Consider the following 25209-nt stretch of genomic DNA (forward strand, 5'->3'; position numbering starts at 1 on the left):
ATAAATGAGGATTTTGCTTATTTTTGTACGTAGTAATAGGATTAACGTATGAAAAGAATGAAACAATTTTTGAGTTTGGTAGCGGTATGTATTTTCTCGCTCTCCGCTTGGGCACAGGAAACTGTGGCTGTCAATACGGGAGATCTTATTTCTTCCGAAGTAAAGAATCAAACTGTGACTTTTCGTCTGCTGGCTCCTGAGGCCAGGGAAGTATGGGTAGAAACAGACTTCTTTGAAAAGTCCCGACAGCAGACTCCATTGGGAGAGGTAGAAATGGCAGGACGTCAACGGATGGAAAAAGGAGAGAATGGTGTGTGGAGCTATACGGTTGCTTTGCCTGCGCCCGAACTGCATACTTATTGCTTTTATGTGGATGGCGTGCGTATGCTTGACCCCTCCAATGTATATATGCTTCGTGATATAGCTACTTACATGAACTATTTTCTTGTGGATGGAGCTTTGTCTGAGAATTATTTTGTTCGGGAAGTACCTCATGGAACGGTTGCGAAGGTGTGGTATCCGAGCCCTTCTTTGGGGATGGAACGTCGTCGGATGATGGTATATACCCCAGCTGGTTATGAGGAAGGGACAAAACGTTACCCGGTTCTTTATTTGTTGCACGGGGCCGGAGGAGATGAGAATGCCTGGAGTGAACTGGGGCGTGCTGTACAGATCTTGGATAATTTGATAGCACAAGGAAAAGCAGAGCCAATGATTGTAGTGATGCCGAATGGAAATGGGGCACAGCAGGCTGTACCGGGGGAATATCCTAACAGCATGTACAAACCTTCTTTCATGAATCCGAAAACCATGGAGGGGTCTTATGAGAAAGCATTTCCGGATATTATGAATTTTGTGGAAAGTCATTACCGGACGATAAACGATAAGGCGCATCGGGCAATTGCCGGATTGTCGATGGGAGGATTTCATTCATTGTATATCTCTGCCAATTATCCGGACAAGTTTGATTATGTAGGACTCTTTTCTGCGGCAATTAACCGTGAGTCGAAAGGAGAGAACACTTATATCTATAAGAATCTGGAGGAAAAGTTAGCAACTCAGTTTGCGGCAGCTCCAAAACTGTATTTTATAGCTATCGGAAATGCAGATTTTTTATATCAGGACAATGTGGAGTTTCGTCAGTTGCTTGATCGTCATGGGTATAAATATGAATATGCAGAGACGGATGGCGGGCATGAATGGCGCAACTGGCGAAAATATTTGAATAATTGGTTGCCGAAGTTATTTAAATAAACTTTATATACTGTCGGCTTCTACGTATCCGTGCATGACCGCATAGATGGCCAGGCCGGATACGGACTTAATACCCAATTTTTCTGTGATGTTTTTCCGGTGGGAAATAACCGTAGTCAGACTAATGTGTAGCTTGTCTGCTATCTCTTTGTTAATTAACCCTTTAGTCACAAGCCTGAGCACCTCAATCTCTCGGGCACTTAGTTCATGTTCTGCATCGGTGGCGGGAGGCGTTACGGGATGATGCGTCAGCTCGTGGCCTCGTTTTCGGGTCTGCATGATGGTTTTTACCAGTTGCTCCTGTGGAAGAAGAATGTTCAGGCTTGGAATACCTGTCAGCAAGGGAGGTTCTCCTGCAGAGAGTACAATGCACTTGGGCTTTCTTTCTAAAAAAAATGACGTATGCTCAAAATACACATTGGCCGACACAAAATAATGTGCATACATGTCGGGTGTATCGTCTATCAGTTTTTCAAAAGAAGAAAACGTACGTATGACTGCCTCGGGAATAAGTTCTTCCAGAATCGTACGTAGTCCGAGGGCCGTCAGCGTGTTGGGCTCAATGATGGCTATTTCCGGCAGGTGGTGCATATAATAAGGTAATTAATGGTTTAAATAATTGGCTACGGCTTCAGCACATCGCTCTCCGTCAATTCCCGCTGAGACAATACCTCCGGCATATCCGGCACCTTCTCCACAGGGGAAGAGACCTTCCATGGTAAGATGTTGCAGGGTATCTTTATCGCGTACGATACGTACGGGGGAGGAGGTACGTGTTTCTACGGCAATCATGACTGCTTCGTTAGTGAGAAAGCCACGTGAACTCTTCCCGAAAAGCTGGAACCCTTTGCTCAGGCGTTCACTCAGGAAAGAGGGCATCCAGAAATGAAGGGGAGAAGATACTAATCCCGGACTATAAGAGGTAGCCGGAAGATCGTAGCTGAGTTTCTTTCGTGTGAAATCGACCATACGTTGCGAGGGAGCAGTCTGACGCATATTTCCCTGTTGCCAGCAGATTTGTTCCAGTTTTTCCTGGAAACGCATCATGGCTAATGTATGGATGGTACCTTCAGGCTGCTTTCCGTCGCGCAGAATCAGTTCTTCCGTCAGGCTTTCATTGGATTCGGGGAAAGGTTCCGCCTGGAGTTGCATTTCCGGGAGCAGAAGGTCTTCCGGACGTGTTTCTACCACCATACCCGAGTTGCTCCATTTGGTGCCTCGGTTGCTCGGACTCATACCGTTGACTACCAGTTGGTGAGGACCACTGGCTGCCGGTACGACAAATCCACCGGGACACATGCAGAAGCTGTACACTCCTCGTCCGTCTACTTGCTGTACGAAACTATATTCGGCGGCCGGAAGGTATTTTCCTCGTCCGTTTTTATTGTGATATTGTATCTGGTCAATCAGCATGGACGGGTGTTCCAGTCGCACACCGATGGCAATTCCTTTGGTTTCCAGTTGCACCCCATGGGCATACAACCAGCGATATACATCTCGGGCAGAATGTCCGGTAGCTAAAATGACGGGGCCTAAAAAGGTCTTTCCGGTATTCGTTTCAATGCCTTTTACCTTTTGACCTTCTATGAGTATGGATTCCATTCGAGTCTGGAAGTGTACTTCTCCTCCACAGGCCAAAATGGTGTTGCGCATGTTTTCGATGACTCTGGGAAGCTTGTCCGTCCCGATATGCGGATGAGCGTCCGACAATATGGTAGGACTGGCTCCGTGCTGGCAAAATACATTTAATATTTTTTCTACGCTGCCTCGCTTTTTGCTGCGGGTGTAGAGCTTTCCGTCGGAGTAAGCTCCGGCTCCACCTTCTCCAAAGCTGTAGTTTGATTCAGCGTCTACCTTGTGCTCCCGGCTGATTCGGGCCAGGTCTTCTTTTCGCTCACGTACATTCTTTCCTCGTTCTACCACAATAGGACGAAGGCCTAATTCGATGAGCTTGAGGGCTGCAAACAATCCTCCAGGACCTGCACCCACCACAATGACTGCAGGACGACCCTCTACATTGGGATAATCCGTACGTACAAATTCTTCCTCAGAGGGTGTTTCGTTGACAAATACACGAATGGTCAGGTTGACATAAATGGTACGTTGACGCGCATCAATGCTTCGTTTCAAGATACGTATGGCATTAATGGTACGTACGTCCAAACCTTTTTCTCGACCGATGTATTGTTTGAGTGATTGTTCGCTGGCTGCCTGTTCGGGCAGAATCCGGAGTTGGTATTCGTGAATCATATTTTTGTAACTTTTTTGCAAAGATAGGATTTCTGTTTTGTTCTTGCAAAAGGAAGTCAATGGGAGATTTTATACTGATTTAAGACTTTAATTCAGGGGAAATGGTAAATTTTTCTATATTTGTGGTCGATTTTTCCCAACATTTGTAAGTGGAGAAACGTTATTGATAATGATAGTTGAATTTTAGTTAAAATAAAATTATGATGTGTAAGGTGAAAAAAAATGTATCCTTTATGGGGCCTTTTGCTGTCGTTCCCGTTGTGGACGGTGTCATGTGTGGATAACAAGTATGATCTTGATAAGGACATTGACATGACAATTAATGTGGGAGGAGAGCATCTCACAATTCCTGCTGGTAGTTCAGATACCGCCTACTTAAGTAAAATTATTGAGGTGGAAGAAGGAGATATTCTTCAACCTGATGCTGCTACCCGTGTATACCATCTGACGAAAAGGGATGATATTGATGTGGATCCAACTACGGTGAAGGAGGTGACGATTAGTAGTGCAAATACTGATTTGAAACAAGAGTTAGTAGGTTCTGATGACGGTGGTTCTGGAAGTAAAACAACAGAATTGGATGTAAAAAATAATCTGAGAGCAGAAGCAAGTGATATAGATGAGGCTTTAATCGAATTAGGTGCTTTAGGAGCTAAAACACCTACGAGTTTAACTTTGGCATTTGAGTTCTTAAATACTGGGAACTTAACATTTGGCTCTGTAACTGCTAAAAATCTAGAAATTCAACTTCCAGATTTTTTGATGTTTGAAAAAGGAGAAGTAGAAGAAGGTAATAAACTTATTTTGAATAATGAGGAACTGAAAAATGCACAGAAGGTATTGCATGTAATCGGTTATCAGTTTGGGGGAAAGGCTGGAGAAGGAGAAATACCGGATAAAAATAGAACAATCACAATTAATGGATTAGTTACAATGCAAGGACAGGTGGTGACTTCGGGAATTAATGGTTCTGGTAGTTTGACTATGACTTTGGATGTTACTTTGGAAGAAATGACCGCAAACAGTGTAACCGGAGTCATTCAGCCTGAGATTAAAGCGGAAACTACTAATATAGAATTGAACGATTTGCCTGATTTCTTGAAAGATGAAGAAACTCGTATGGACATTACCAATCCGGTGATTCTGCTGAGAGCCGAAAATCAATTGGAGACACCGGTAGAAGTTGATGCCGTACTTACTCCGATGAAAGGTAATGCTCAGATTGATGGTAAAGAAGTAAAAGTGGGAAGCGGTTATGGCAAAACTCCTGTGGTATTAGCGTCGGGTAAAAATGTGATTGCTCTTTCTCGTACTGGTGAATGTACAATCGAGGGAGTGACGAGTAACGTGAAAGTAGAAGACATAAATGATTTGTTGGAAACAATTCCGGATGACATTGAGGTGGATTTACAGCCTGTTGTCCGCAATGAAGGTTATTATACTGCAGAATTGGGCAGAGCATACGAAATGCCTTCAAGTTATGAAGTAGATGTGCCGTTGAGTTTTGAGCAGAACTTAAATATTGTGTACAATGATTCCGTTCAAGATTTGAATAAAGACCTGAATGATTTGGATAAGGTAATTCTGAAAAAAGCCAATGTTCTTTTAACGGTAGATAATGCCATACCATTGAAATTGCAGTTAAAACCTGAAAACGTGTTGATTAAAGATGTGTATGGTAATGAGTTGACTGCTGTGAAGAAAACAATAGAAGAGGATAAACAGTATGTTACAGAAAGTACGGATGGAGAAAAACCGGTGACCAGCGAGCTGGTTTTGAATCTGACTTCGGAGGATACGGCGTTCTTGTCGAAGATTGATCGTATTTGCTTTAAACTGACAGCTGTTCCGGGAAGTGCTACTGGTGTACCTTTGAAAGATACGCAATGGCTGAAGGTAACAAGTATCAAATTGTCTGTACCGGGTGGTGTGAATGTGGATTTGAATTAATAATGAACGGGAAAAAATGAAACAAATGAAGAAAAATATATTGTGTACGGTATTGTCTGGATTGGCTGTTTTTGCGTTTGTGGGGGAAGCAGTAGCACAACCTCAGATTAATCGTTCTGCCTACTTTTTGGGAGGTGCTACCTATCGTCATGAACTGAACCCTGCATTTATGGGAGAGAGAGGATATGTGAGCATGCCCGGGTTGGGTAATTTGTCGGTAGGAGCTCAAGGAACTGCAGGTGTAGGCGACTTTCTGTTTGTAAAGTCCAATGGTGACTTGATGACCTTCATGCATGAGGAAGTGAGTAGAAAAGACTTCCTGAATGGTTTGCCTAACCGGTTGAAAATGGGATTTAATGTCAATGAGAATATCTTGTCTACCGGATTTTATGCATGGGGAGGTTTTAATACGATAGGACTTTCTATTAAAAGTAACACCAATCTGTCGGCTCCTGACCAACTGTTTAAGTTTATGAAGAATGGAGTGGATGCCCCGGAAGGAACGCGTTACACAGTTAACGATTTGAGCATTCTTTCGACGAATTATGCAGAACTGGCATTGGGACATGCACGTCAGATAAACGATCAGTGGACAGTAGGTGCTAAAATGAAGTTCCTGGTGGGACTTGCTAAGGCTACTGTAAAGATTGACCGACTGGATATTGAAGCGACTCCGGATGCTTGGAAAATCACTCCGTCGGGTGCGCAAGCCTATCTGTCTGCCAAAGGCTTGATAGTGCCGACTCGTGGAGAAACAGGCAATTATGATGAAAGTGATTATGAACTGGATGCCAATGGCAATCGCACCGATAAACTGAAACCTGGTTCTGAGCAGTTAATTTCGTATGATGATGTGGATTTTGATGATAACAATATCGGTCCTACAGGATTTGGTATGGCGTTTGATTTCGGTGCGACTTATCGTCTGAATGATGAATGGACATTCTCTGCTGCATTGCTTGATTTGGGATTCATCTGTTGGAAGAATACGGTCAAAGCTACCATGAACAATAGCTTTGAATTTGATGGATTTAATGAAATTCCGGTGAAATCAGACTTGGGAGATAATGACCCTAATTCAATTGATAACCAGAGCGACCGTATTGTAGATGACCTGGAACAGATGTCTAAGTTTACAAAAGAGGGAGAGGGACTGAAACGTACTACAGCGTTGGCGGCTACGTTAAACCTCGGTGCGGAATATACATTGCCTGCTTATGACCGCTTGAAGTTTGGTTTCTTGTCTTCTTCTCGTTTCCAGGGACGTCACTCTTGGACGGAAGCACGTGTCTCTGCCAATGTGTCTCCTCTGACCTGGTTTGAGGCTTCAGTGAACTATGCCCTTTCTAACTTTGGTTCTACGGGAGGATTGATGTTGAATTTTCACCCGAGAGGTTTCAACTTCTTTGTGGCAGCAGATGTGCCGTTGTGTAAATATACAAAGCCGAGTCTTAGTTTGCCGCTTAATCGTTTCTCTGCCAATATTAATTTAGGAATCAACTTTACTTTCGGTCCGAAGTATAAGACAAAACACCGTTGTGTAGAAGTTCAGTCATTATAATTTTTAAACAAGTAAATATGAGAAAAATAGCATATATATTGTCGTTTGTCATGTTGCCGCTGGTTGCCATGGCAGGTGATATAAAGTATACACGTCCGGTATTGACGTTAAAAAACGACACGCTGATTGTTGAGTTTTCCATGAGTGTGGAAGATGTGCGTGTGAATAGTGAGCAGACGTATGCCTTTACTCCTGTATTGCGTGAAGGAAAAAACTATTACGCCATGCCTCCGGTAGTAGTAACCGGAAAGAACGGTGATTACAAAATGCGCCGTCAGGAGCGGAAAATGGCTCGTCGTTTCGGGTTTGATAATCCTTTTGTTGTGATTCACGGACGTCAGGAAAATCGGGAGGATGTGGTTCGCTATCAGGCTTCTGTTCCTTATCAGGCATGGATGGACCATGCTTCCATGATTCTGTTGCAGGAAGGAAAAGAATGCTGTGAGGTGGATTTGCTGGATATTACGGTGATTGAACCGGATGTGGCTGTGGAAACTCCGGCTCTGCCTGTAGAATTTGAGGTGTGTGATCCTTGCAAGGAAATGGTTTCTTTCCTGACTCCGAAAGAAGAACCGTTGAAGGTACGTTCTGAGCAAAGTACGTTATATATTGAATTTCCGGTAGGGAAAACGGCCTTTGATGCGAATTATAAAAATAATCGTAGCGAATTGCAGAAGATGAAAGAGATTTTGGATCCGTTGGAAGATGGAGATTTGGTGACGTTTAAGTCAATCAATGTGTGCGGATATTCTTCACCGGATGGTTCGGTTCGTACGAATGACCGGGTGGCCACGCAACGTGCGGAATCGTTTGCGCTGAACCTGAAAGGCGGATATAATTTCCCGAAGGAAGTGTTGCATGTGACTTCTGCGGGTGAGGATTGGGAGACTTTGGTAAAAATGCTGGAAGAAGATCAACCTGCTTATGCGGAAAAGGCTTTGGCTGTAATTCAGAAATATGACAATCTGGATGTACGTGAAGCTCGATTGAAATCTACACTGGGCATGGCTACTTATCGTACGATGATGAACCAGTATTATCCTCGTTTGCGTCGTTTGAGTGTATCGGTAGATTACGAAGTGAGAGAAGTCTTGAACTCAGAAGCTGCCCGCCTGATTTATACCAATCCGAAATTGTTGAGCTTGCAGGAAATGTATCGTGTGGCAGGTATGTATCAGCCTGGAACAAAGGAATATAAAGAAGTGTATGAGATTGCAGCCAACACTTATCCGGAAGATGTGACTGCTAACATTAATGCGGCTTCTGCCAATATTATCAGCGGTGACTTTAAAAAGGCAGCATCTTATATGGATAAGGTGAAAGATGATTCACGTGCCTTCAATAACTTGGGTGTATTGGCTTGGTTGTCTGGAAATACGGAAGCAGCTAAAGAATGGTTCCAGAAAGCTGCAAGCGTAGAACCTGAAAAGGCAAATGCAAACTTGAAAAAAATGGTTCCTTATGAAAATGCCGTTCAGAAATAACGGATATTGAGATAGGATACTGAATAAAAAACGCCTGTGCGCATGGAAAATACTTCAAAGCGCACAGGCGTTTTTTTATGGTGTGAAGAGGGTCATCCGAATAATTCCCGGAAAGCCTCTTCCACTTTCCTTACGGGGATGAGCTCGATTTTTATTTTCTTCCGGTCAATGCCGGACAGATTGTGTTTGGGAATCAGCATCCGTTGGAATCCAAGCTTTTCGGCCTCACTGATACGTTGTTCGATACGGTTGACCGGACGGATTTCTCCGCTCAGGCCTACTTCTCCTGCCATGCATACGCCTGCTTCAATTTCTGCATCCATGTTGCTGGATAAAATGGCACTGATAACTGCCAAATCTATGGCGGGGTCATTGACTTTCAGCCCTCCGGCAATGTTCAGGAACACATCTTTTTGAGCCAGCTTGAATCCGACACGTTTTTCAAGTACAGCCAGCAGCATGTTCATACGGCGCAGGTCGAATCCGGTGGCGGAACGCTGTGGCATTCCGTATGCGGCTGTGCTGACCAATGCCTGTACTTCTATCAGGAAGGGGCGTACACCTTCCACGGCACCGGCGATGGCGACACCGCTCATGCCTTCGTGGTCTTGGGTAAGCAACAGTTCGGAAGGGTTGCTCACCTGCCGTAGTCCGTCCTGGCGCATTTCGTAGATTCCCAGTTCAGCCGTACTACCGAATCGGTTCTTGATGCTGCGCAAGATGCGGTACATGTAGTGCTGGTCTCCTTCGAATTGCAATACGGTATCGACGATGTGTTCCAATACCTTCGGTCCGGCGATGCTTCCTTCCTTGTTGATATGTCCGATGAGGATAACCGGTGTGCCGGTTTCTTTGGCAAACTTTAAAAGAGAAGCGGTACATTCTCTTACCTGCACGATGCTGCCGGGAGAAGAATCAATATTCTCGGTAGAAATTGTCTGAATGGAGTCGATAATGACCAAATCGGGAGCCGCATTCTTTATATGGGTAAAAATCTGTTCCAACGAGGTTTCACAGGCTATCAGCAGATTGTCATTTCCCGGGTGCGGAATGCGTACGGCCCGAAGTTTGAGCTGGCGGGCACTTTCTTCACCAGATACGTAGAGGATTCTTTTGTGGGTAAGCCGCAATACCGTCTGGAGTATCAGAGTCGATTTTCCGATGCCCGGTTCTCCTCCAATCAGGGTGAGTGAACCTTGCACCAGTCCCCCTCCCAATACACGGTTTAGCTCTTCGTCGAGCATGTCCATGCGTTGCTCTTCATTTGATTCTATTTCGGTCAGACGTTGAGGTTTGGAGCGCACGGATTCGATTCCGTGTGCCACGTGCTTGGCTACAGGAGCTTCCTTGCGCACCACTTCTTCCACAAATGTATTCCATTGTCCGCAGGAGGGACATTTTCCTGCCCATTTAGGAGATTCTTGTCCGCAGTTTGTGCAGACATAGACCGTTTTTTCTTTTGCCATATTTGTTACACTAATTCTTTACAAAGGTACGAAATCTTATGCTTATTCTCTATACTGGCAAAAAAATATCATTTATTTATTTGTTTGTAGAAAAATGTTGCTATATTTGCCAACGGAAAAACAATAATCTATGACTGTACACTGTCTTCATATCATCTTGTTGAACGGGCATGGGTATATGCCTTTCATTACATCTACCACAGGGATGACCCCTAGGGGGTGAGGATAGTATGTTTGGTGTTTCTACGTGATACACGTCTGCGGATGCAGACATTTCAATTATTTTATTCAATCAAGATTTATTTTAATTCATTGTTTCTGTTTGTGCCGTAGTGTAAGGCCTTACGGAGATATACCGGGACCATTGGGTTTCGGACTAAAAATTAATGGTAACCTATGAAAGTATTGAAATTCGGCGGAACATCCGTAGGTTCTGTCAATAGCATGTTAAGTGTCAAGCGTATAGTAGAGGGTATAGATGACAAAGTAATTGTAGTCGTTTCCGCATTAGGGGGAATTACCGATAAACTGATTTGTACTTCTAAAATGGCCGCTTCGGGCGATGATGCTTATGAGAAGGAAATGAAGGAAATCGTGAACCGTCACATTGAAATGGTGTACACTGTGATTCCGGCAGGGCGGGGAAGAGAGTTGCTTCTGGATCTGGTAAACGAACTGCTGAGCGAATTGAAGGATATTTTTCAGGGTATTTATTTGATTCGTGACCTTTCTCCGAAAACTTCTGCTACGATTGTGAGCTATGGGGAACGTCTTTCTTCCATCATTGTGGCTACGCTTATTGAGGGGGCAGTGTGGTTCGATTCTCGTACTTTCATTAAGACTGAAAAGAAACATAATAAGCATATTCTTGATTCAGAGCTGACGAACCGGCTGGTGCGTGAGACTTTCAGTGAAATACCGAAGGTTTCTCTGGTGCCGGGATTTATTTCTACCGATAAGAATACGGGAGAAGTAACCAACTTGGGAAGAGGTGGATCTGATTATACAGCGTCTATTATTGCGGCAGCTTTGGATGCGGATATTCTGGAAATTTGGACGGATGTGGATGGCTTCATGACAGCTGACCCGCGTGTCATCAGCACGGCTTATCCTATTACGGAGTTGAGTTATGTGGAGGCTATGGAGCTGTGTAACTTTGGTGCGAAAGTGGTGTATCCGCCTACGATTTATCCGGTATGTCATAAGAATATTCCGATTCTGATAAAGAATACGTTCAATCCGGAGGCTCCGGGTACTATTGTGAAGCAGGAAGCTGACCATTCTTCGAAACCTATCAAGGGTATTTCGTCTATTAATGATACCTGCTTGATTACTATGACCGGTTTGGGCATGGTGGGTGTCATTGGCGTGAACCATCGTATCTTCAAGACGTTGGCCGAAAATGGCATCAGTGTCTTTTTGGTTTCGCAGGCTTCTTCTGAGAACTCAACCTCTATCGGTGTGAGAAATGAGGATGCGGAACTGGCATGTGAGGTGCTGAATGAGGAGTTTGCCAAAGAAATTGAAATGGGCGAAATCTCACCGATGAAAGCGGAAGGTGGGTTGGCTACTGTGGCGATTGTGGGTGAGAATATGAAGCATACTCCTGGTATTGCCGGAAAATTGTTTGGTACGCTCGGACGTAACGGTATCAATGTCATCGCTTGTGCGCAGGGTGCTTCTGAGACAAATATCTCTTTCGTCGTGGAAGGTGCTTCCTTGCGTAAGACACTGAATGTGATTCATGATTCATTCTTCTTGTCAGAATATCAGGTATTGAACCTGTTTATCTGTGGTACGGGAACAGTGGGTGCCAGCTTGATTGAACAGATTCATGGCCAGCAGGAAAAACTGAAGCAGGAACGCGGGTTGAAACTGCATGTGGTGGGTATTGCCAACGGCCATAAAGCCTTGTTTACGCGTGCCGGAATTGATTTGGAACATTTCAGAGAAGAATTGGATGAAAAAGGCATTCCTTCTTGTCCTCAGACTCTTCGTGATGAGATTGTGGGAATGAATATCTTCAATTCGGTGTTTGTGGATTGTACAGCCAGTCCCGATATTGCGGCACTGTATAAAGATTTGCTGAGTCACAATGTTTCGGTGGTCGCAGCAAACAAGATTGCCGCTTCTTCTGAATACGACATCTATGCGGAACTGAAAAGAATTGCTCGCCAGCGTGGAGTGAAGTATTTGTTTGAGACGAACGTAGGAGCTGGTCTTCCGGTAATCAATACCATCAATGACCTGATAAACAGTGGTGACAAGATTCTGAAGATTGAAGCAGTGGTGAGCGGCACGTTGAATTATATTTTCAACCGTATCAGTGCGACAACTCCTCTGAGTGAAACTATCCGTCAGGCGAAGGAAGAAGGTTATTCGGAACCGGACCCGAGAATTGACCTGAGCGGAAAGGATGTAATTCGGAAACTGGTGATTCTGGCTCGTGAGGCAGGTTACCGTTTGAATCAGGAAGATGTGGAAGCAGACTTGTTTATTCCTGACAGCTATTTTGAAGGTACATTGGATGATTTCTGGAGAAGGATTCCACAATTAGATAAAGAATTTGAAGAACGTCGCAAGAGACTGGAAAGCGAGGAAAAACGCTGGCGTTTTGTGGCAAGCCTGGAAGATGGACACGGCAAGGTGTCTTTGCAGGAAGTAGACCGCAATCATCCGTTCTATAACCTGGCTGGCAGCAACAATATTATCTTGCTGACCACAGAGCGCTACAATGAATATCCGATGCTGATTCAGGGATACGGTGCCGGTGCAAGTGTGACTGCTGCCGGTGTATTTGCGGATATAATGAGTATTGCCAATATTTAAACCAAACAAAAATGAAACATGTAATTATCTTAGGTGACGGTATGGCCGATTGGGCTGTACCTTCCTTAGGCGACAAAACTTTACTGCAGTATGCACATACGCCATATATGGATAAGCTGGCAAGTATGGGGCGTACGGGCGTATTGAAGACGGTGGCCGACGGCTTCCATCCAGGAAGTGAGGTGGCCAATATGTCTGTGATGGGCTATGATTTACCTAAGGTGTATGAAGGGCGTGGAGTACTGGAAGCTGCCAGTATTGGCGTAGACCTTCAGGATGGGGACATGGCTATGCGTTGTAACATTGTCTGTGTGGAAGGAGAAACGTTGAAAAACCATTCTGCCGGGCATATTTCTACGGAAGAGGCTGATGAACTGATTCGCTTTTTGGATGAAAAATTGGGTTCCGACCGCATTCATTTTTACACAGGAGTGCAATATCGTCATTTATTGGTGATTAAGGGAGGAGATAAGCGCTTGGCTTGTGTGCCTCCGCATGACATCCCTTTGCAGCCTTTCCGTCCTAATCTGGTGAAGGCACTCTGTCCTGAGGCACAAGAAACAGCCGATTTGTTGAATGCACTGATTCTGAAATCACAAGAGTTGCTGGCTACGCATCCTGTCAACTTGAAACGAGTGGCGGAAGGGAAAGACCCGGCCAATAGTATCTGGCCCTGGAGTCCGGGATACCGCCCGCAGATGGAACCTTTGTCAGAGAAATATCCGTCCATCCGAAAAGGAGCCGTGATTACGGCTGTCGATTTGATTCGGGGTATCGGCCGTTATGCAGGTTTGCGCTGTATTGATGTGGAAGGGGCTACCGGATTGTATAACACCAACTATGAAGGGAAGGCTCAGGCTGCCATTGAAGCACTGAAAACAGATGATTTTGTGTATCTGCATGTGGAAGCCAGCGATGAGGCGGGTCATGAAGGAGATGTTCCGTTGAAACTGAAAACCATTGAGGACTTGGATAGCCGTATTGTCGGTCCGGTCTATGAAGCAGTAAAACAATGGGACGAGCCGGTGGCCATTGCGGTATTGCCCGACCATCCTACTCCTTGTGAGTTGAGAACGCATACCAATGAACCGATTCCCTTCCTGATATATTATCCGGGTATTGAGCCGGATGCCGTGCAGACTTATGATGAAATCAGTTGCAAGGAAGGAGGATATGGCCTGATGGAGAAAGATGAGTTTATGAACCTATTTATGAATATTCAGTAACAGATAGCAATATGAAGTATTACAGTACAAACGGAAAAGCATTAGACGCGACATTGGAAGAAGCTGTGGTAAGAGGACTGGCTTCAGATAAGGGTTTATATATGCCCCGTCAGATTAAACCCTTGCCACAATCGTTCTATGACGAGATTGAGACATTTTCTTTTCCAGAAATAGCTTATAAAGTAGCAGATGCTTTTTTTGGAGAAGATGTACCGGCAGAAACATTGAAACAGATTGTGTATGACACATTGAACTTTGATGTACCGGCAGTAAAAGTAAAAGACAATATTTATTCTTTGGAGCTGTTCCACGGACCTACATTGGCTTTTAAAGATGTAGGTGGTCGTTTTATGGCCCGCCTGTTGGGATACTTTATCCGTAAGGAAGGAAAGAAGCAGGTCAATGTGCTGGTAGCTACATCCGGGGATACGGGAAGTGCGGTGGCAAATGGTTTCCTTGGAGTGGAAGGCATTCATGTGTATGTGCTTTATCCGAAAGGAAAGGTCAGTGAAATTCAGGAAAAACAATTCACGACCTTAGGACGTAATATCACAGCGGTCGAAGTGGACGGTACGTTCGATGACTGCCAGGCGTTGGTGAAAAATGCGTTCATGGATAAAGAATTGAACGAGCACATGCAGTTGACATCTGCCAACTCTATCAATGTGGCCCGTTTCCTGCCGCAGGCCTTTTATTATTTCTATGCCTATGCGCAGATGAAAAAAATCGGTAAGGCCGATAACCTGGTGGTTTGTGTGCCGAGCGGTAACTTCGGAAATATTACAGCCGGATTGTTTGGCAAGCGTATGGGACTTCCGGTGAAACGCTTTATTGCCGCTAATAATCGTAACGATATATTCTATCAATACCTAAAGACAGGAGAGTATTGTCCGCGTCCGTCGGTGGCTACTATTGCCAATGCTATGGATGTAGGCGACCCCAGTAATTTTGCCCGGGTACTGGATTTGTACGAAGGTAGTCACGATGCCATTGCTTCTGAAATCAGCGGCGAAACCTATACCGATGAGCAGATACGTGAAACGGTGCAGAAGGTTTATGAAGAAACAGGTTATCTGCTCGATCCTCACGGTGCATGCGGATACCGTGCGTTGGCAGAAGAACTGAAAGAAGGGGAAGTCGGTTTGTTCCTGGAAACAGCTCATCCGGCAAAATTCCTTCAAACAGTGGAAAGCATCATTGGAGTGGAAGTAAAAATACCGGAAAAGCTTCAGGCATTCATGAAAGGTACCAAACAGAGTGTACCGATGTCGAAAGACTTTGCGGCATTTAAAGCTTACTTGATGAAACAATAGTCCTTCTCAGATACACGAGTACAAAGTGTCTACTGTTCCAGTTTATAAAAAGAAAAAACGTCTAGTTGTATCAGGAAAAGTCAAAGTTCTCAGTACTTCTTAGGCAGTACTATAATACTTCTTAGAAAGTACTGCAGTACTTTCAGGGGAGTACTCCAGTACTGCCTAAGAAGTACTGGATTTTTATAAAAGTCAGATTCCGAATGGCTTGTTTCGTATAAAAATAGAGAGGCTGCTCAATCTCAGTTGAACAGCCTCTCTATTTTTTATGTCTTTATCTTTTCTTACAGATGAAGTTTCAGCTTGACAAAATTCTTGATGAATTCCACGGTACCATCAATACCTAATACAGAAGAATCGATACATAGATGATAGGTAGCAGCTGCTCCCCATGTCTTGTAGCTGTAGTAGTTGTAATAGGAAGAACGTTTCTTGTCCGCTTTTTCCATCAAGTCTTCTGCATCTTCCGCGCTGATGTGGTGCAGTTTCATCAGTCGCTCAATACGGGCTTCCGGTGAGGCTGACACAAAGACGTTGGCACATCTGGGATGGTCGCGCAAAATGTAGTCAGCACATCTTCCCACGAAAAGGCACGATTGCTTTTCTGCCAGATGACGGATGACATCACTCTGAATTTTGAACAGAGAATCGTTGCTGAGATAGGAGTTGTACGGATAGGCTCCTTCTGTAATAAACGGGAAACGGGTTCCGAATAATCCTCCTAAAATGGTTTGAGAAGCTTTCTCATCAGCTTTTTCGAAAAATTCCTTGCAAAGTCCGCTCTCTTCAGAAGCTAAGTTGATAAGCTCTTTATCGTAAAAGGCAATGCCTAAGTCATTCGCTAATTTTTCACCTATTTCTTTTCCGCCGCTGCCCAGCTGGCGTCCGAGATTGATAACATAGTGTCCGTCCATAGTGTAACTCTTTAGTTGATACACAACAAATATAATTCTTTCTGCGGAAAAATGTCACTTTTTTGTCTTTTATTTTATTTCGATTCCGGTTTCGGCAGCGTGTCGTTTGAATTTCTGGAACTGACTGTAGAGCATGCTTCCGGCAATGATGCTGGCGGTTATGTCAGAAATCGGCATACTGTACCACACTCCGTCTACTCCCCAGAAAAGTGGAAGGATAAGCAGACAGGGAATCAGAATCAGTACCTGACGGCTTAAAGAAAGTATGATGGCTTTCTTGGCCATTCCGATACTTTGGAAGAAGTTGGAAGTAACCATCTGAAAGCCGATGATAGGGAAGAACATGACCACTACCCTTAGGCCTTTGGCACTTAGCTGGATGAGCTGTGAATCGGTGGTGAAGGCGGCTACGGCCAGTTCCGGCATCAGTTCGCCCACTAAGAAGCCACTGGTGGTAACGATGGTGGCAGCGATGACGGTATATTTCATTACCTGATTCACACGGTGATAATTCTGTGCACCAAAGTTGTAGCCGGCAATGGGCTGCATTCCTTGGTTGAGCCCCATCACAATCATGACGAATAAGAATACAATGCGGTTGACGATTCCAAATGCACCGATGGCCAAATCTCCATCGTATAGTTTTAACCCTTTGTTTATCAGAATGACGATAAAACAGGAGGCCAGGTTCATGAAAAACGGAGCCAGTCCGATACCGATGATATTTTCTACTAGTATTCTTTTTAGGCGATAAATGCCTCTCCGGAAGTGAAGCAATTCATTTTTGTTGCAGAAAATCCAGATAAGCCAGCAGAGTGAAATCACCTGAGCCAGGACAGTTGCCACGGCGGCTCCCTTTATTCCCATGTGGAAGGTGTAGATGAACAAGGGATCCAGCAAAGTGTTGATAATAACAGTCAGTATGGTGGCGGCCATGGCCTTTTGAGGATGTCCGGCTGAGCGCAACACCGAGTTGAGTCCTAAATACATGTGGGTGATTACATTTCCTAATAAGATGGTCACCATGTAATCCTTGGCGTAGGGCAGTGTAGCCTCACTGGCGCCAAAGAAATACAGGATGGGGTCCAAAAACAAGAGGCAGACAATGGTAAACAGCACCCCGATAATCAGGTTTAATGATACGACGTTTCCTAAAATCTGCTGTGCGGTAGTATAATCCTTCTGACCTAATTTAACGGAGATGAGGGTAGAGGCACCGACTCCCACCAGTGAACCGAAGGCAGCAGCCAGGTTCATCAGCGGAAAGGTGATGGCCAGTCCCGATATGGCTAGAGGACCTACTCCGTGTCCGATAAAAATACTGTCTACCATGTTGTAAAGCGAAGAAGCAGTCATGGCAATAATGGCCGGAATGGCATATTGCATCAATAGTTTTCCAATTCGTTCAGTGCCAAGTTCTGTGGCTGTTCCTTTTTGCGACATAATTATTTACCTTATTAATTGTTATCCAGAAATCTTTAGATTTTCTAAAAAAATCGTGCAAAGGTAAACTTTTTTCCGCATTCAGGGAAAACTTTGTGTATCTTTGCGCTCCAAAATAAAAGCTATGTGGATGAAAGTGAACAGAATAGGATTAGCTCTTCTCTTTTTGCTCTGCGGAAGTAGTGTCTCGGCAGAGAGTTTATATAAATACAGAGTGCAGTTGACTGACAAGTCAAAGTCTGTACATTCTTTGGAACATCCTGAAACTTTTTTGTCCGAACGGGCACTTGCCCGTCGTGCCAGTCAGGGGGTAGCCGTTGATTCTACCGACCTGCCTGTTTGTCGTGCCTATATTGAGCGCCTGGAGTCGCAGGGAGGAAAATACATCTCATCCAGCAAATGGAACAATACCGTGCTGATGCAGGTTCCCGATGAGGCTATTGCCTTGCGCTTCCTGGATAATTCATTTGTCCGCTCCATCAAAAAAGTATGGGTATCTCCAGATTCCATTATGCCCCGTAACAAAGACAGAAAGGAGCAGGTGAAGAATCAGTGGAAAAAGCAGGATGATTATTATGGAATGGGAGCCGAACAAATCAAGATTCACCATGGAGACAGTCTGCATCTGGCCGGCTTTAAAGGCAAAGGGATACAGATTGCGGTCATCGATGCTGGCTTTTATAATGTGGATGCCATGAAAATCTTCAAGAATACGACGATTTTAGGCACACATGATTTTGTCAATCCTTCTTCAGATATTTATGGCGAACATAATCACGGCATGAAAGTCTTGTCGTGCATGGCTGTGAATACGCCTCATGTCATGGTGGGAACAGCTCCCGAAGCAAGCTACTGGCTGTTAAGAAGTGAAGACAATGATACGGAACAGCCGGTGGAAGAGGATAACTGGGCTGCGGCAGTGGAATTTGCCGACAGTGTAGGAGTGGATATTGTCAATACCTCCTTAGGATATTATTCATTTGACGATCCGATTGATAATTATACATATCGTCAGTTGGATGGGCATACTTCTTTGATGGCCGCTTCTGCTTCGTATGCAGCAAAGAAAGGGCTTTTGGTGGTATGCAGTGCCGGAAATTCCGGTATGGATGAATGGAAAAAAATCACTCCTCCGGCCGATGCGGAAGATATATTGACCATAGGTGCCATCGATAATATGGGAGTGAATGCCGCTTTTTCTTCCATCGGTAATACGGCAGACGGGCGTATCAAACCCGATGTCATGGCGATGGGCGTACATTCGGCAGTGGTAGGAGTAGACGGAGGTACCGCTTTTGCCAATGGTACTTCTTTTGCGTCGCCTATTTTCTGCGGACTGGTGGCTTGTTTGTGGCAGGCGTGTCCTTGGCTTACGGTACGGCAGCTCATTCAGGTAGTGCATGAAGCCAGCGACCGTAATGCTTATCCCGATAATATTTACGGATATGGAGTGACGGATATGTGGAAAGCCTACCAACTGGCCATGAAACTGAAAGCGGATACTGATGGAAAATAAACCTCTTTCCTTACTCGAACTGAATTCATTGGTCAGACGGAGCATCACCTCCTGTCTGCCGGATGAATATTGGGTGCAGGCTGAATTAAGCGATGTACGCGTAAATTATTCCGGACATTGCTATCTGGAGTTTGTGCAGAAAGATGCTACCGGCAATGCGCTTCTGGCCAAGGCACGAGGAATTATATGGGCAAATGTCTTTACCCGCTTGCGGAGTTATTTTGAGCGGGAAACGGGGCAGGCTTTCGTTTCAGGCTTGAAGGTACTGGTAAAAGTCACGGTCGATTTCCACGAGCTGTATGGCTACTCGCTGACGGTAGTCAATATTGACCCCACCTATACCTTGGGCGATATGATACGCCGTCGTAAGGAAATTCTCCGGCAGTTGGATGAGGAGGGAATCCTGACACTGAATAAGGAACTGGAACTTCCCGTACTGACGCAGCGTATTGCGGTCATTTCATCGGCTACGGCTGCCGGGTATGGCGATTTCTGCAATCAGTTGCTGCATAATTCTTTCGGCTTTGTATTTTATCCCCGGCTTTTTCAGGCCATTATGCAGGGAGAACAGGTAGAACAGTCCATCATTCAGGCACTCGACCGTATTAATGCGACGCGCGATAACTGGGATGTGGTGGTGATTATCCGGGGAGGAGGGGCCACTTCCGACCTTTCGGGTTTTGATACCTACGATTTGGCGGCAAACTGTGCACAGTTCCCGCTTCCTATTATTACCGGAATCGGTCATGAACGAGACGATACGGTGCTGGATATGATTTCACATACCCGTGTCAAGACTCCGACAGCTGCGGCTGAGTTTCTGATTAATCATGTAAGACAGACGGCACAGGAGCTGGAGGCATACGAGGAGGTTATCTATCAGGAAGTACCTCGTTTGCTGCAACAGGAAAAACAGCGGTTGGATTCATTTGTAACCCGGATTCCGGGACAGGTGCAGATGCGGTTGCAGCGGGAGAATTTCCGCCAGGAGAAATTTCAGAACCGGATGAAAACGGCCTGGCAGTCGCGCTTGTTGCAGGAAAACTACCGCTTGCAGTTGATGCCCCGATTACTTTCCGCTTTGCAGAACCGTGTACAGCGTGAAACACATCGGCTGGAACTGCTGGCACAGCGGGTAGATTCGGCTTCTCCGGAGAAGTTATTGAAAAAAGGATACAGCCTTACTCTGCTGGATGGAAAGGTGGTGACAGATGCTTCCTTGTTGAAACCAGGAGATGAAGTGGAAACCCGTCTGGCAAAAGGTAAATTTAGGAGTAAAGTAATAAATAAGTGATATGGCAGCAAAGAAGGAAACCTATTCAGAAGCGATGAAACGCCTGGAGGAAATAGTGTCTCGCATTGAAAGCAATGAACTGGATATTGACCAGTTGGGCGAATACTTGCAGGAAGCCCAGAAGCTGATAAAGTTCTGTAAGAACAAGCTGTATAAGGCCGATGCGGAGATAAAGAAAATCTTGGAAGAAGATAATGAGGCACAAGCCTGAAATAAAAAAGCCAGACCGGAAAGTCTGGCTTTTTCTGTTTATCGGATGATGGTCATTTCTTTGAGCAAATGAGAAGCACCGGCAAACTTGTCAATGATGAACAAGGTATAGCGGATGTCTACACAAGCCGCACGTTGCAGTTGCGGGTTGTAGGCAATGTCACCGGTCAGTCCCTCATAGTTGCGGTCGAATCCGGTACCGATTAGCTCTCCTTTCGCATTGAATACCGGAGAACCGGAGTTACCTCCTGTGTTGTCTGTCGCAGTGGCGAAGCAGACCGGCATTCGTCCGTCGGGCATGGCGTAGGGGCCGAAATCCTTCTTTTCATACAACTCTTTCAGTTTGGCTGGTACCACAAATTCCGGATTGTTCGGGTCCTCCTTTTCCATTACCCCTTTCAAGGTGGTATAGTAAAGGTATTCCTTTCCGTCAGCCGGTTCGTAAGAGCCAATCTTTCCATAAGTCAGTCGGAGAGTAGAGTTGGCATCCGGATAGATTGGCTGTCCGTTGGTTTTCTTCATTTGCAATACACCTTCTACCCAAGTCTTGTGAGCTGCGTTGTATGCATTGGTTTCCTCCTGCATGGCATCGCTGGTAGCCTGGTATCCGTTGCGTACGGAAGCGGCATATCTCACCATCAGGTCGTTTTCCAGTTGCTGTGCATCGGGCTGCTTCAGGAACTCATCCAGTGCTTCCGGACTTCTGAAGATGGACTGGTTGAAGCAGGCATCCACAAACGCATCGGTATTTCCCTGGAAATCCTTTTCGATGGTCTGGAAGATGTCAATTCGCTGGTCGGCCGGAATCAGTCGGGCGTACAAGGCAATCAGCTGTTTGGATACCTTGCGGTCGACTTCCGGATTGTAGTCCTTGTTGAAGAACTTCTGTCCGGCTTCCTTCAGGGCAGCAACAGCTTCGTCAATGTCTTTTTGCTTCTGGCTTTCCAGTGCCACTCTCAACGCATCCGTATCGGGTACCTTATAGAATTCGGTTCCCAGCATTAAGGCTTCGTAAATCGCCTGCTGGTGGTACACTGCATCGTGACGCTGTGCTACAATCTGCTTGATGCTTTCGTAGGCTTTCCGGTAATTGTCATTTCCGATGGAATCTCCGAAAGCTAACAATTGTTCCTGCTCCCGTTTTTTGCGGTCGAGTACTTTCAGGCGTACCAGTCCTTCGTTCATACCGATGGCATTTTTCCAGTAGTTGGCCGATGAAGCATACTTGGCTGCATACTGGATACGGGTACGTGCATCCTTAGCCATTTCTTCTCCCAGCACCCGCAGGCGTACACCGCGAATGGTGTCGCGCATGAAGTTGGTAGTCTGCATGCGTTCTTCCACCTCATCACTGATCATGTAACGCCAGTTGCGTCCGGGGAATCCCATCACGAAGGTAAAGTCACCTTCCTTCACCCCTTTCAGGTTGATGGCAATGTGTTTCTTTACTTTCAAAGGTACGTTTTCGGCACTGTAATTGGCCGGCTTTCCGTCCTTAGTAGCGTAGATACGGAAGATAGAGAAGTCACCGCAGTGGCGGGGCCACATCCAGTTGTCGGTATCTGCTCCGAACTTACCGATGGAAGAGGGAGGAGCACCTACCATACGCACATCCTTGTAAGATGTCTTGACAAACAGGTAGTATTTGTTGGCTCCATAGAACGGTTTCAGTTCCAAAGTTGTAAATTCGTTGGTGCGGATACGTTCCTTTTTGGCAAACTTTTCAGCTACTTTGGCCAAGAAAGAAGGAGAGAGGTAGTTAGTTCCGTCCGGGTCTTTGGACTTCTTCAACTGCTTTTGCACGTATTCCGTTACGTCAAGTATCCGGTCGATAAAGGTCACGTTTAGTCCTTCACACGGAAGTTCCTGTTCACGCGTCATCGCCCAGAAGCCGTCGGTCAGGTAATCATGTTCCACTGAACTATGCTGCTGGATGTAGCCGTATCCGCAGTGATGGTTGGTCAGCACCAGTCCTTCCGAGGAGATGACTTCCCCCGTACATCCGCCTCCGAAATGCACCACGGCATCTTTCAGGCTGATGTTGTCCGGACAGTACACCTGGTCAATGCTGATGTCCAATCCCAAATCCTGCATCACGGCAGCATTCTGCTGTTTCAGGTCAGTCAGCATCCACATCCCCTCATCCGCATGAGCGGTGAGGGAAAGGGTAGCAAATAAGGATAATAATAACTTATGCTTCATTATTCTACAATTGTCATTTCGTCAATCAGGTTCTTGCAGCCTCCCAATTTTTCTACGATGAACAGCACGTAGCGAATATCTACGGCAATACAACGCTGGAGGTTGTTGTCGAAGTTGATGTCACCGGACAGAGATTCCCAGTTACCGTCGAATGCAGCTCCAATCAGTTCACCGTTTCCGTTCATGACCGGAGAACCTGAGTTACCGCCGGTAATGTCGTTGGTAGTCAGGAAGCAAGTCGGCATTTCTCCGTTAGGCAGGGCGTAGCGTCCGTAGTTCTTTGTAGCATACAACTCTTTAAGTTTGGCTGGTACCACGAATTCCGGATTGTTCGGGTCTTCTTTTTCCATTACCCCTTTCAGTGTAGTGTAATATTTGTAGTGTACACCGTCTTTCGGATCGTAAGCCTTTACGTTACCGTAAGTCAGACGAATCGTAAAGTTGGCATCCGGAGCTTTCGGAGTCGGTGCATACATTTCGCAAAGACCGCGTACGTAAGTCTTGTGCAGCAGGTTAATGTCACCGTTGGCTTGATCCAGCTTGTCTGCCAGTTCCTTGTATTTCTTGCTCACTGCAGCAGCATATTCAGCCGACAAGTCCTTGTTGATTGCTTCTACAGTCGGATTCTCGATGAAAGCGTTGAAGTTCTTTTCATTGGCGAAGATACTGTTGTTGTAGAGGGCATCTACGTAAGCATTGTAATCGCCCTTGAATGTATTCTTGACGGTCTGATAGAAATCAGGCAATGCTTCAGCCGGTACTTTTTCTGCATAAAGCGGCAGCAGTACTTTAGCCACTTTGCGGTCTACTTCGTGGTCATAGTCCTTGTTGTGGATGTCAGCGTAGGCTTCTTTCAGGGTAGCGATGGCTTTTTCTACATCTTTTTTCTTGTTCTTCTGCAGGGCAGTAGCCAAGTCCTGAAGTGCTTCCATCTTCGAAGTCAGAGTGAATTCGATACCGCTTCTGAAAGTTTCTGTGAAATAAGTCAGCTGTGTGCGCAGCGGAGTGACACGCTTCACGTATTCGTCAATCTTTCCTACTACGGCTGCATAGTCAGCATTCTGTTTTTCTTTGGCAAAAGCAGCAAATTTAGCTTCCTGTTCTGCCTTTGTTTCCAGAACCTTGTTGTCTACAATGGCCTTGTTCATACCGATGGAGTTTTTCCAGTAGTTGCTTGAACCGGCAAACTTGCTGGCATACTGGATACGTACCTTGTCGCTGGCAGCCATTTCCTTACGGAGAATATTCTGGCGTTCTTCGCGTACGGTGATACGCGGCACGTTGATACCTTCCATGCGCAGGCGTACTTCACTTTCTGTCAGGTAGCGGCTGGTACTTCCGGGGAATCCCATAATCATGGCATAGTCGCCTTCCTGCAATCCCTTCAGTGAAATAGTCAGGTGTTTCTTTACTTTCAAAGGTACATTCTCTGCGCTGTATTCTGCCGGATTACCATCCTTGTCGGCATAGATACGGAACATAGAGAAGTCGCCTGTGTGACGCGGCCACATCCAGTTGTCGGTTTCACCTCCAAACTTACCGATTGATGAAGGAGGAGCGGCTACCATACGCACGTCGCTGTAAGTCTTGATAAAGAACAAGTAGAATTTGTTACCTTCATAGAACGGAAGAGCCTGTGTAGAGATGCCCGGTTTGCCTTTCAGGTCACTTTTCTTCAGTTCGTCGGCAGCCAGTTTCTTCAGGTATTTGCTTCCGAATGATTCTGCTTCGGTCACTTTTCCTTTACGGATGTCTTCGTTTACTTTTTCCGTTACATCTACAATACGGTCTACGAATTTGAAGGTCAATCCCGGTGTAGGAAGTTCTTCCTGGTAACTTTTTGCCCAGAATCCGTCGGTCAGGTAGTCATGTTCTACCGAGCTATGTTGTTGGATGGCATCGTATCCACAGTGGTGATTGGTCAGAATCAATCCGTTGGGTGAGATAATTTCACCTGTACATCCGCGTCCGAAAATTCCGACAGCATCCTTTAATGTAATTTGGTCAGGGTTGTAGATATCCATGATATCCATTTTCAGTCCTTGCGCTTTCATTCGGTCCGCAAGGTTCTGCTCCTGCATGAGCTGGAGCAACCACATTCCTTCATCGGCCTTGGCCGGAGAGAATACAGCACAAACAAGTGCGAGTGCGAGTACTTTCAGTTTTTTCATTGTTATGTATAGTGTTAAAATATAGATTGCACAAAAATAGTAAAAAAACGCACACCATTCTCACACGGCTCACTTAAAAGGTAATAAACCACTATCTTAGTATAAATTTTGATAATATATTTCGGC

The 25209-nt window shown here is 45.4% G+C and carries 17 protein-coding genes; 10 read left to right on the top strand and 7 right to left on the bottom strand.

Going from position 1 to position 25209, the window contains the following annotated elements:
- The first annotated feature begins 57 nt into the window (after positions 1 to 57).
- The gene (locus tag DXD04_RS03215) at positions 58 to 1254 is read left to right on the top strand and encodes an esterase (protein WP_117670971.1); all 1197 of its coding nucleotides are present in this window, start codon (positions 58 to 60) and stop codon (positions 1252 to 1254) included.
- Between the two features lie 3 nt (positions 1255 to 1257).
- Here DXD04_RS03215 and DXD04_RS03220 read toward each other — a convergent pair whose 3' ends face one another.
- Positions 1258 to 1845: a response regulator transcription factor gene (locus DXD04_RS03220; RefSeq protein ID WP_022054759.1), complete on the bottom strand. Its 588-nt coding sequence runs from the start codon at positions 1843 to 1845 to the stop codon at positions 1258 to 1260.
- A gap of 12 nt (positions 1846 to 1857) precedes the next feature.
- Positions 1858 to 3504 (bottom strand): NAD(P)/FAD-dependent oxidoreductase, encoded by a 1647-nt coding sequence (locus DXD04_RS03225; protein ID WP_117670820.1) that lies wholly within the window; start codon positions 3502 to 3504, stop codon positions 1858 to 1860.
- A gap of 222 nt (positions 3505 to 3726) precedes the next feature.
- Here DXD04_RS03225 and DXD04_RS03230 point away from each other — a divergent pair, with 222 nt between their 5' ends.
- From DXD04_RS03230 to DXD04_RS03240, 3 genes are read left to right on the top strand one after another with little or no spacing between them, the layout of a single operon-like run.
- A complete protein-coding gene (locus DXD04_RS03230) occupies positions 3727 to 5454 on the top strand; it encodes a hypothetical protein (RefSeq protein WP_117670822.1) in 1728 nt (575 codons plus the stop codon).
- A 25-nt stretch (positions 5455 to 5479) separates the two neighbouring features.
- Positions 5480 to 7015 carry a DUF5723 family protein gene (locus tag DXD04_RS03235; protein WP_181977103.1) on the top strand — a complete coding sequence of 512 codons (1536 nt, stop codon included), beginning with the start codon at positions 5480 to 5482 and terminating at the stop codon, positions 7013 to 7015.
- 17 nt (positions 7016 to 7032) lie between these two features.
- A complete protein-coding gene (locus tag DXD04_RS03240; RefSeq protein WP_117670826.1) occupies positions 7033 to 8499 on the top strand; it encodes a DUF3868 domain-containing protein in 1467 nt (488 codons plus the stop codon).
- 92 nt (positions 8500 to 8591) lie between these two features.
- On the opposite strand, the gene radA is transcribed toward DXD04_RS03240, so the two are convergent.
- On the bottom strand, positions 8592 to 9965 hold the full coding sequence (gene radA / locus DXD04_RS03245) for a DNA repair protein RadA (protein WP_117670828.1): 1374 nt from the start codon (positions 9963 to 9965) through the stop codon (positions 8592 to 8594).
- 396 nt (positions 9966 to 10361) lie between these two features.
- Here radA and thrA point away from each other — a divergent pair, with 396 nt between their 5' ends.
- From thrA to thrC, 3 genes are read left to right on the top strand one after another with little or no spacing between them, the layout of a single operon-like run.
- Positions 10362 to 12794: a bifunctional aspartate kinase/homoserine dehydrogenase I gene (gene thrA, locus DXD04_RS03250; protein WP_117670830.1), complete on the top strand. Its 2433-nt coding sequence runs from the start codon at positions 10362 to 10364 to the stop codon at positions 12792 to 12794.
- An 11-nt stretch (positions 12795 to 12805) separates the two neighbouring features.
- On the top strand, positions 12806 to 14020 hold the full coding sequence (locus tag DXD04_RS03255) for a cofactor-independent phosphoglycerate mutase (RefSeq protein WP_022054765.1): 1215 nt from the start codon (positions 12806 to 12808) through the stop codon (positions 14018 to 14020).
- A gap of 11 nt (positions 14021 to 14031) precedes the next feature.
- Positions 14032 to 15333 (top strand): threonine synthase, encoded by a 1302-nt coding sequence (gene thrC / locus DXD04_RS03260; protein WP_117670832.1) that lies wholly within the window; start codon positions 14032 to 14034, stop codon positions 15331 to 15333.
- Between the two features lie 284 nt (positions 15334 to 15617).
- Here thrC and DXD04_RS03265 read toward each other — a convergent pair whose 3' ends face one another.
- Together DXD04_RS03265 and DXD04_RS03270 are read right to left on the bottom strand one after the other, a co-directional pair.
- A complete protein-coding gene (locus DXD04_RS03265; RefSeq protein ID WP_117670845.1) occupies positions 15618 to 16247 on the bottom strand; it encodes a cytidylate kinase-like family protein in 630 nt (209 codons plus the stop codon).
- Positions 16248 to 16316: 69 nt separating this feature from the next.
- Entirely contained in the window at positions 16317 to 17690 is a 1374-nt protein-coding gene (locus tag DXD04_RS03270; protein WP_117670847.1) for an MATE family efflux transporter, read from the bottom strand.
- Positions 17691 to 17814: 124 nt separating this feature from the next.
- Here DXD04_RS03270 and DXD04_RS03275 point away from each other — a divergent pair, with 124 nt between their 5' ends.
- The 3 genes from DXD04_RS03275 to xseB are packed head-to-tail and all read left to right on the top strand — an operon-like array spanning position 17815 to position 20711.
- Complete coding sequence (locus DXD04_RS03275) at positions 17815 to 19206, top strand: S8 family peptidase (protein ID WP_117670849.1); 1392 nt, start codon at positions 17815 to 17817, stop codon at positions 19204 to 19206.
- Positions 19196 to 20500 (top strand): exodeoxyribonuclease VII large subunit, encoded by a 1305-nt coding sequence (gene xseA / locus DXD04_RS03280; RefSeq protein ID WP_117670851.1) that lies wholly within the window; start codon positions 19196 to 19198, stop codon positions 20498 to 20500. The genes DXD04_RS03275 and xseA overlap by 11 nt, the downstream gene beginning before the upstream one ends.
- 1 nt (position 20501) lies before the next feature.
- A complete protein-coding gene (xseB, locus tag DXD04_RS03285; protein WP_007561272.1) occupies positions 20502 to 20711 on the top strand; it encodes an exodeoxyribonuclease VII small subunit in 210 nt (69 codons plus the stop codon).
- Between the two features lie 38 nt (positions 20712 to 20749).
- Here the strand turns inward: xseB and DXD04_RS03290 are convergent, their stop codons facing one another.
- Positions 20750 to 22912: a S46 family peptidase gene (locus DXD04_RS03290; protein WP_117670853.1), complete on the bottom strand. Its 2163-nt coding sequence runs from the start codon at positions 22910 to 22912 to the stop codon at positions 20750 to 20752.
- Positions 22912 to 25083: a S46 family peptidase gene (locus tag DXD04_RS03295; RefSeq protein WP_117670855.1), complete on the bottom strand. Its 2172-nt coding sequence runs from the start codon at positions 25081 to 25083 to the stop codon at positions 22912 to 22914. Before DXD04_RS03295 ends, DXD04_RS03290 begins: the two co-directional genes overlap by 1 nt.
- Positions 25084 to 25209 lie beyond the last annotated feature (126 nt).

Origin of the sequence: Phocaeicola plebeius (assembly GCF_003437535.1) — a bacterium.
Classification (GTDB): Bacteria; Bacteroidota; Bacteroidia; order Bacteroidales; family Bacteroidaceae; genus Phocaeicola; species Phocaeicola plebeius_A.

Excerpts from the sequence above, each read along its gene's own strand:
- DXD04_RS03215 (WP_117670971.1), top strand. The coding sequence starts at position 58 with ATGAAACAATTTTTGAGTTTGGTAGCGGTATGTATTTTCTCGCTCTCC.
- DXD04_RS03220 (WP_022054759.1), bottom strand. The coding sequence starts at position 1,845 with ATGCACCACCTGCCGGAAATAGCCATCATTGAGCCCAACACGCTGACG.
- DXD04_RS03225 (WP_117670820.1), bottom strand. The coding sequence starts at position 3,504 with ATGATTCACGAATACCAACTCCGGATTCTGCCCGAACAGGCAGCCAGC.
- DXD04_RS03230 (WP_117670822.1), top strand. The coding sequence starts at position 3,727 with ATGTATCCTTTATGGGGCCTTTTGCTGTCGTTCCCGTTGTGGACGGTG.
- DXD04_RS03235 (WP_181977103.1), top strand. The coding sequence starts at position 5,480 with ATGAAGAAAAATATATTGTGTACGGTATTGTCTGGATTGGCTGTTTTT.
- DXD04_RS03240 (WP_117670826.1), top strand. The coding sequence starts at position 7,033 with ATGAGAAAAATAGCATATATATTGTCGTTTGTCATGTTGCCGCTGGTT.
- radA (WP_117670828.1), bottom strand. The coding sequence starts at position 9,965 with ATGGCAAAAGAAAAAACGGTCTATGTCTGCACAAACTGCGGACAAGAA.
- thrA (WP_117670830.1), top strand. The coding sequence starts at position 10,362 with ATGAAAGTATTGAAATTCGGCGGAACATCCGTAGGTTCTGTCAATAGC.
- DXD04_RS03255 (WP_022054765.1), top strand. The coding sequence starts at position 12,806 with ATGAAACATGTAATTATCTTAGGTGACGGTATGGCCGATTGGGCTGTA.
- thrC (WP_117670832.1), top strand. The coding sequence starts at position 14,032 with ATGAAGTATTACAGTACAAACGGAAAAGCATTAGACGCGACATTGGAA.
- DXD04_RS03265 (WP_117670845.1), bottom strand. The coding sequence starts at position 16,247 with ATGGACGGACACTATGTTATCAATCTCGGACGCCAGCTGGGCAGCGGC.
- DXD04_RS03270 (WP_117670847.1), bottom strand. The coding sequence starts at position 17,690 with ATGTCGCAAAAAGGAACAGCCACAGAACTTGGCACTGAACGAATTGGA.
- DXD04_RS03275 (WP_117670849.1), top strand. The coding sequence starts at position 17,815 with ATGTGGATGAAAGTGAACAGAATAGGATTAGCTCTTCTCTTTTTGCTC.
- xseA (WP_117670851.1), top strand. The coding sequence starts at position 19,196 with ATGGAAAATAAACCTCTTTCCTTACTCGAACTGAATTCATTGGTCAGA.
- xseB (WP_007561272.1), top strand. The coding sequence starts at position 20,502 with ATGGCAGCAAAGAAGGAAACCTATTCAGAAGCGATGAAACGCCTGGAG.
- DXD04_RS03290 (WP_117670853.1), bottom strand. The coding sequence starts at position 22,912 with ATGAAGCATAAGTTATTATTATCCTTATTTGCTACCCTTTCCCTCACC.
- DXD04_RS03295 (WP_117670855.1), bottom strand. The coding sequence starts at position 25,083 with ATGAAAAAACTGAAAGTACTCGCACTCGCACTTGTTTGTGCTGTATTC.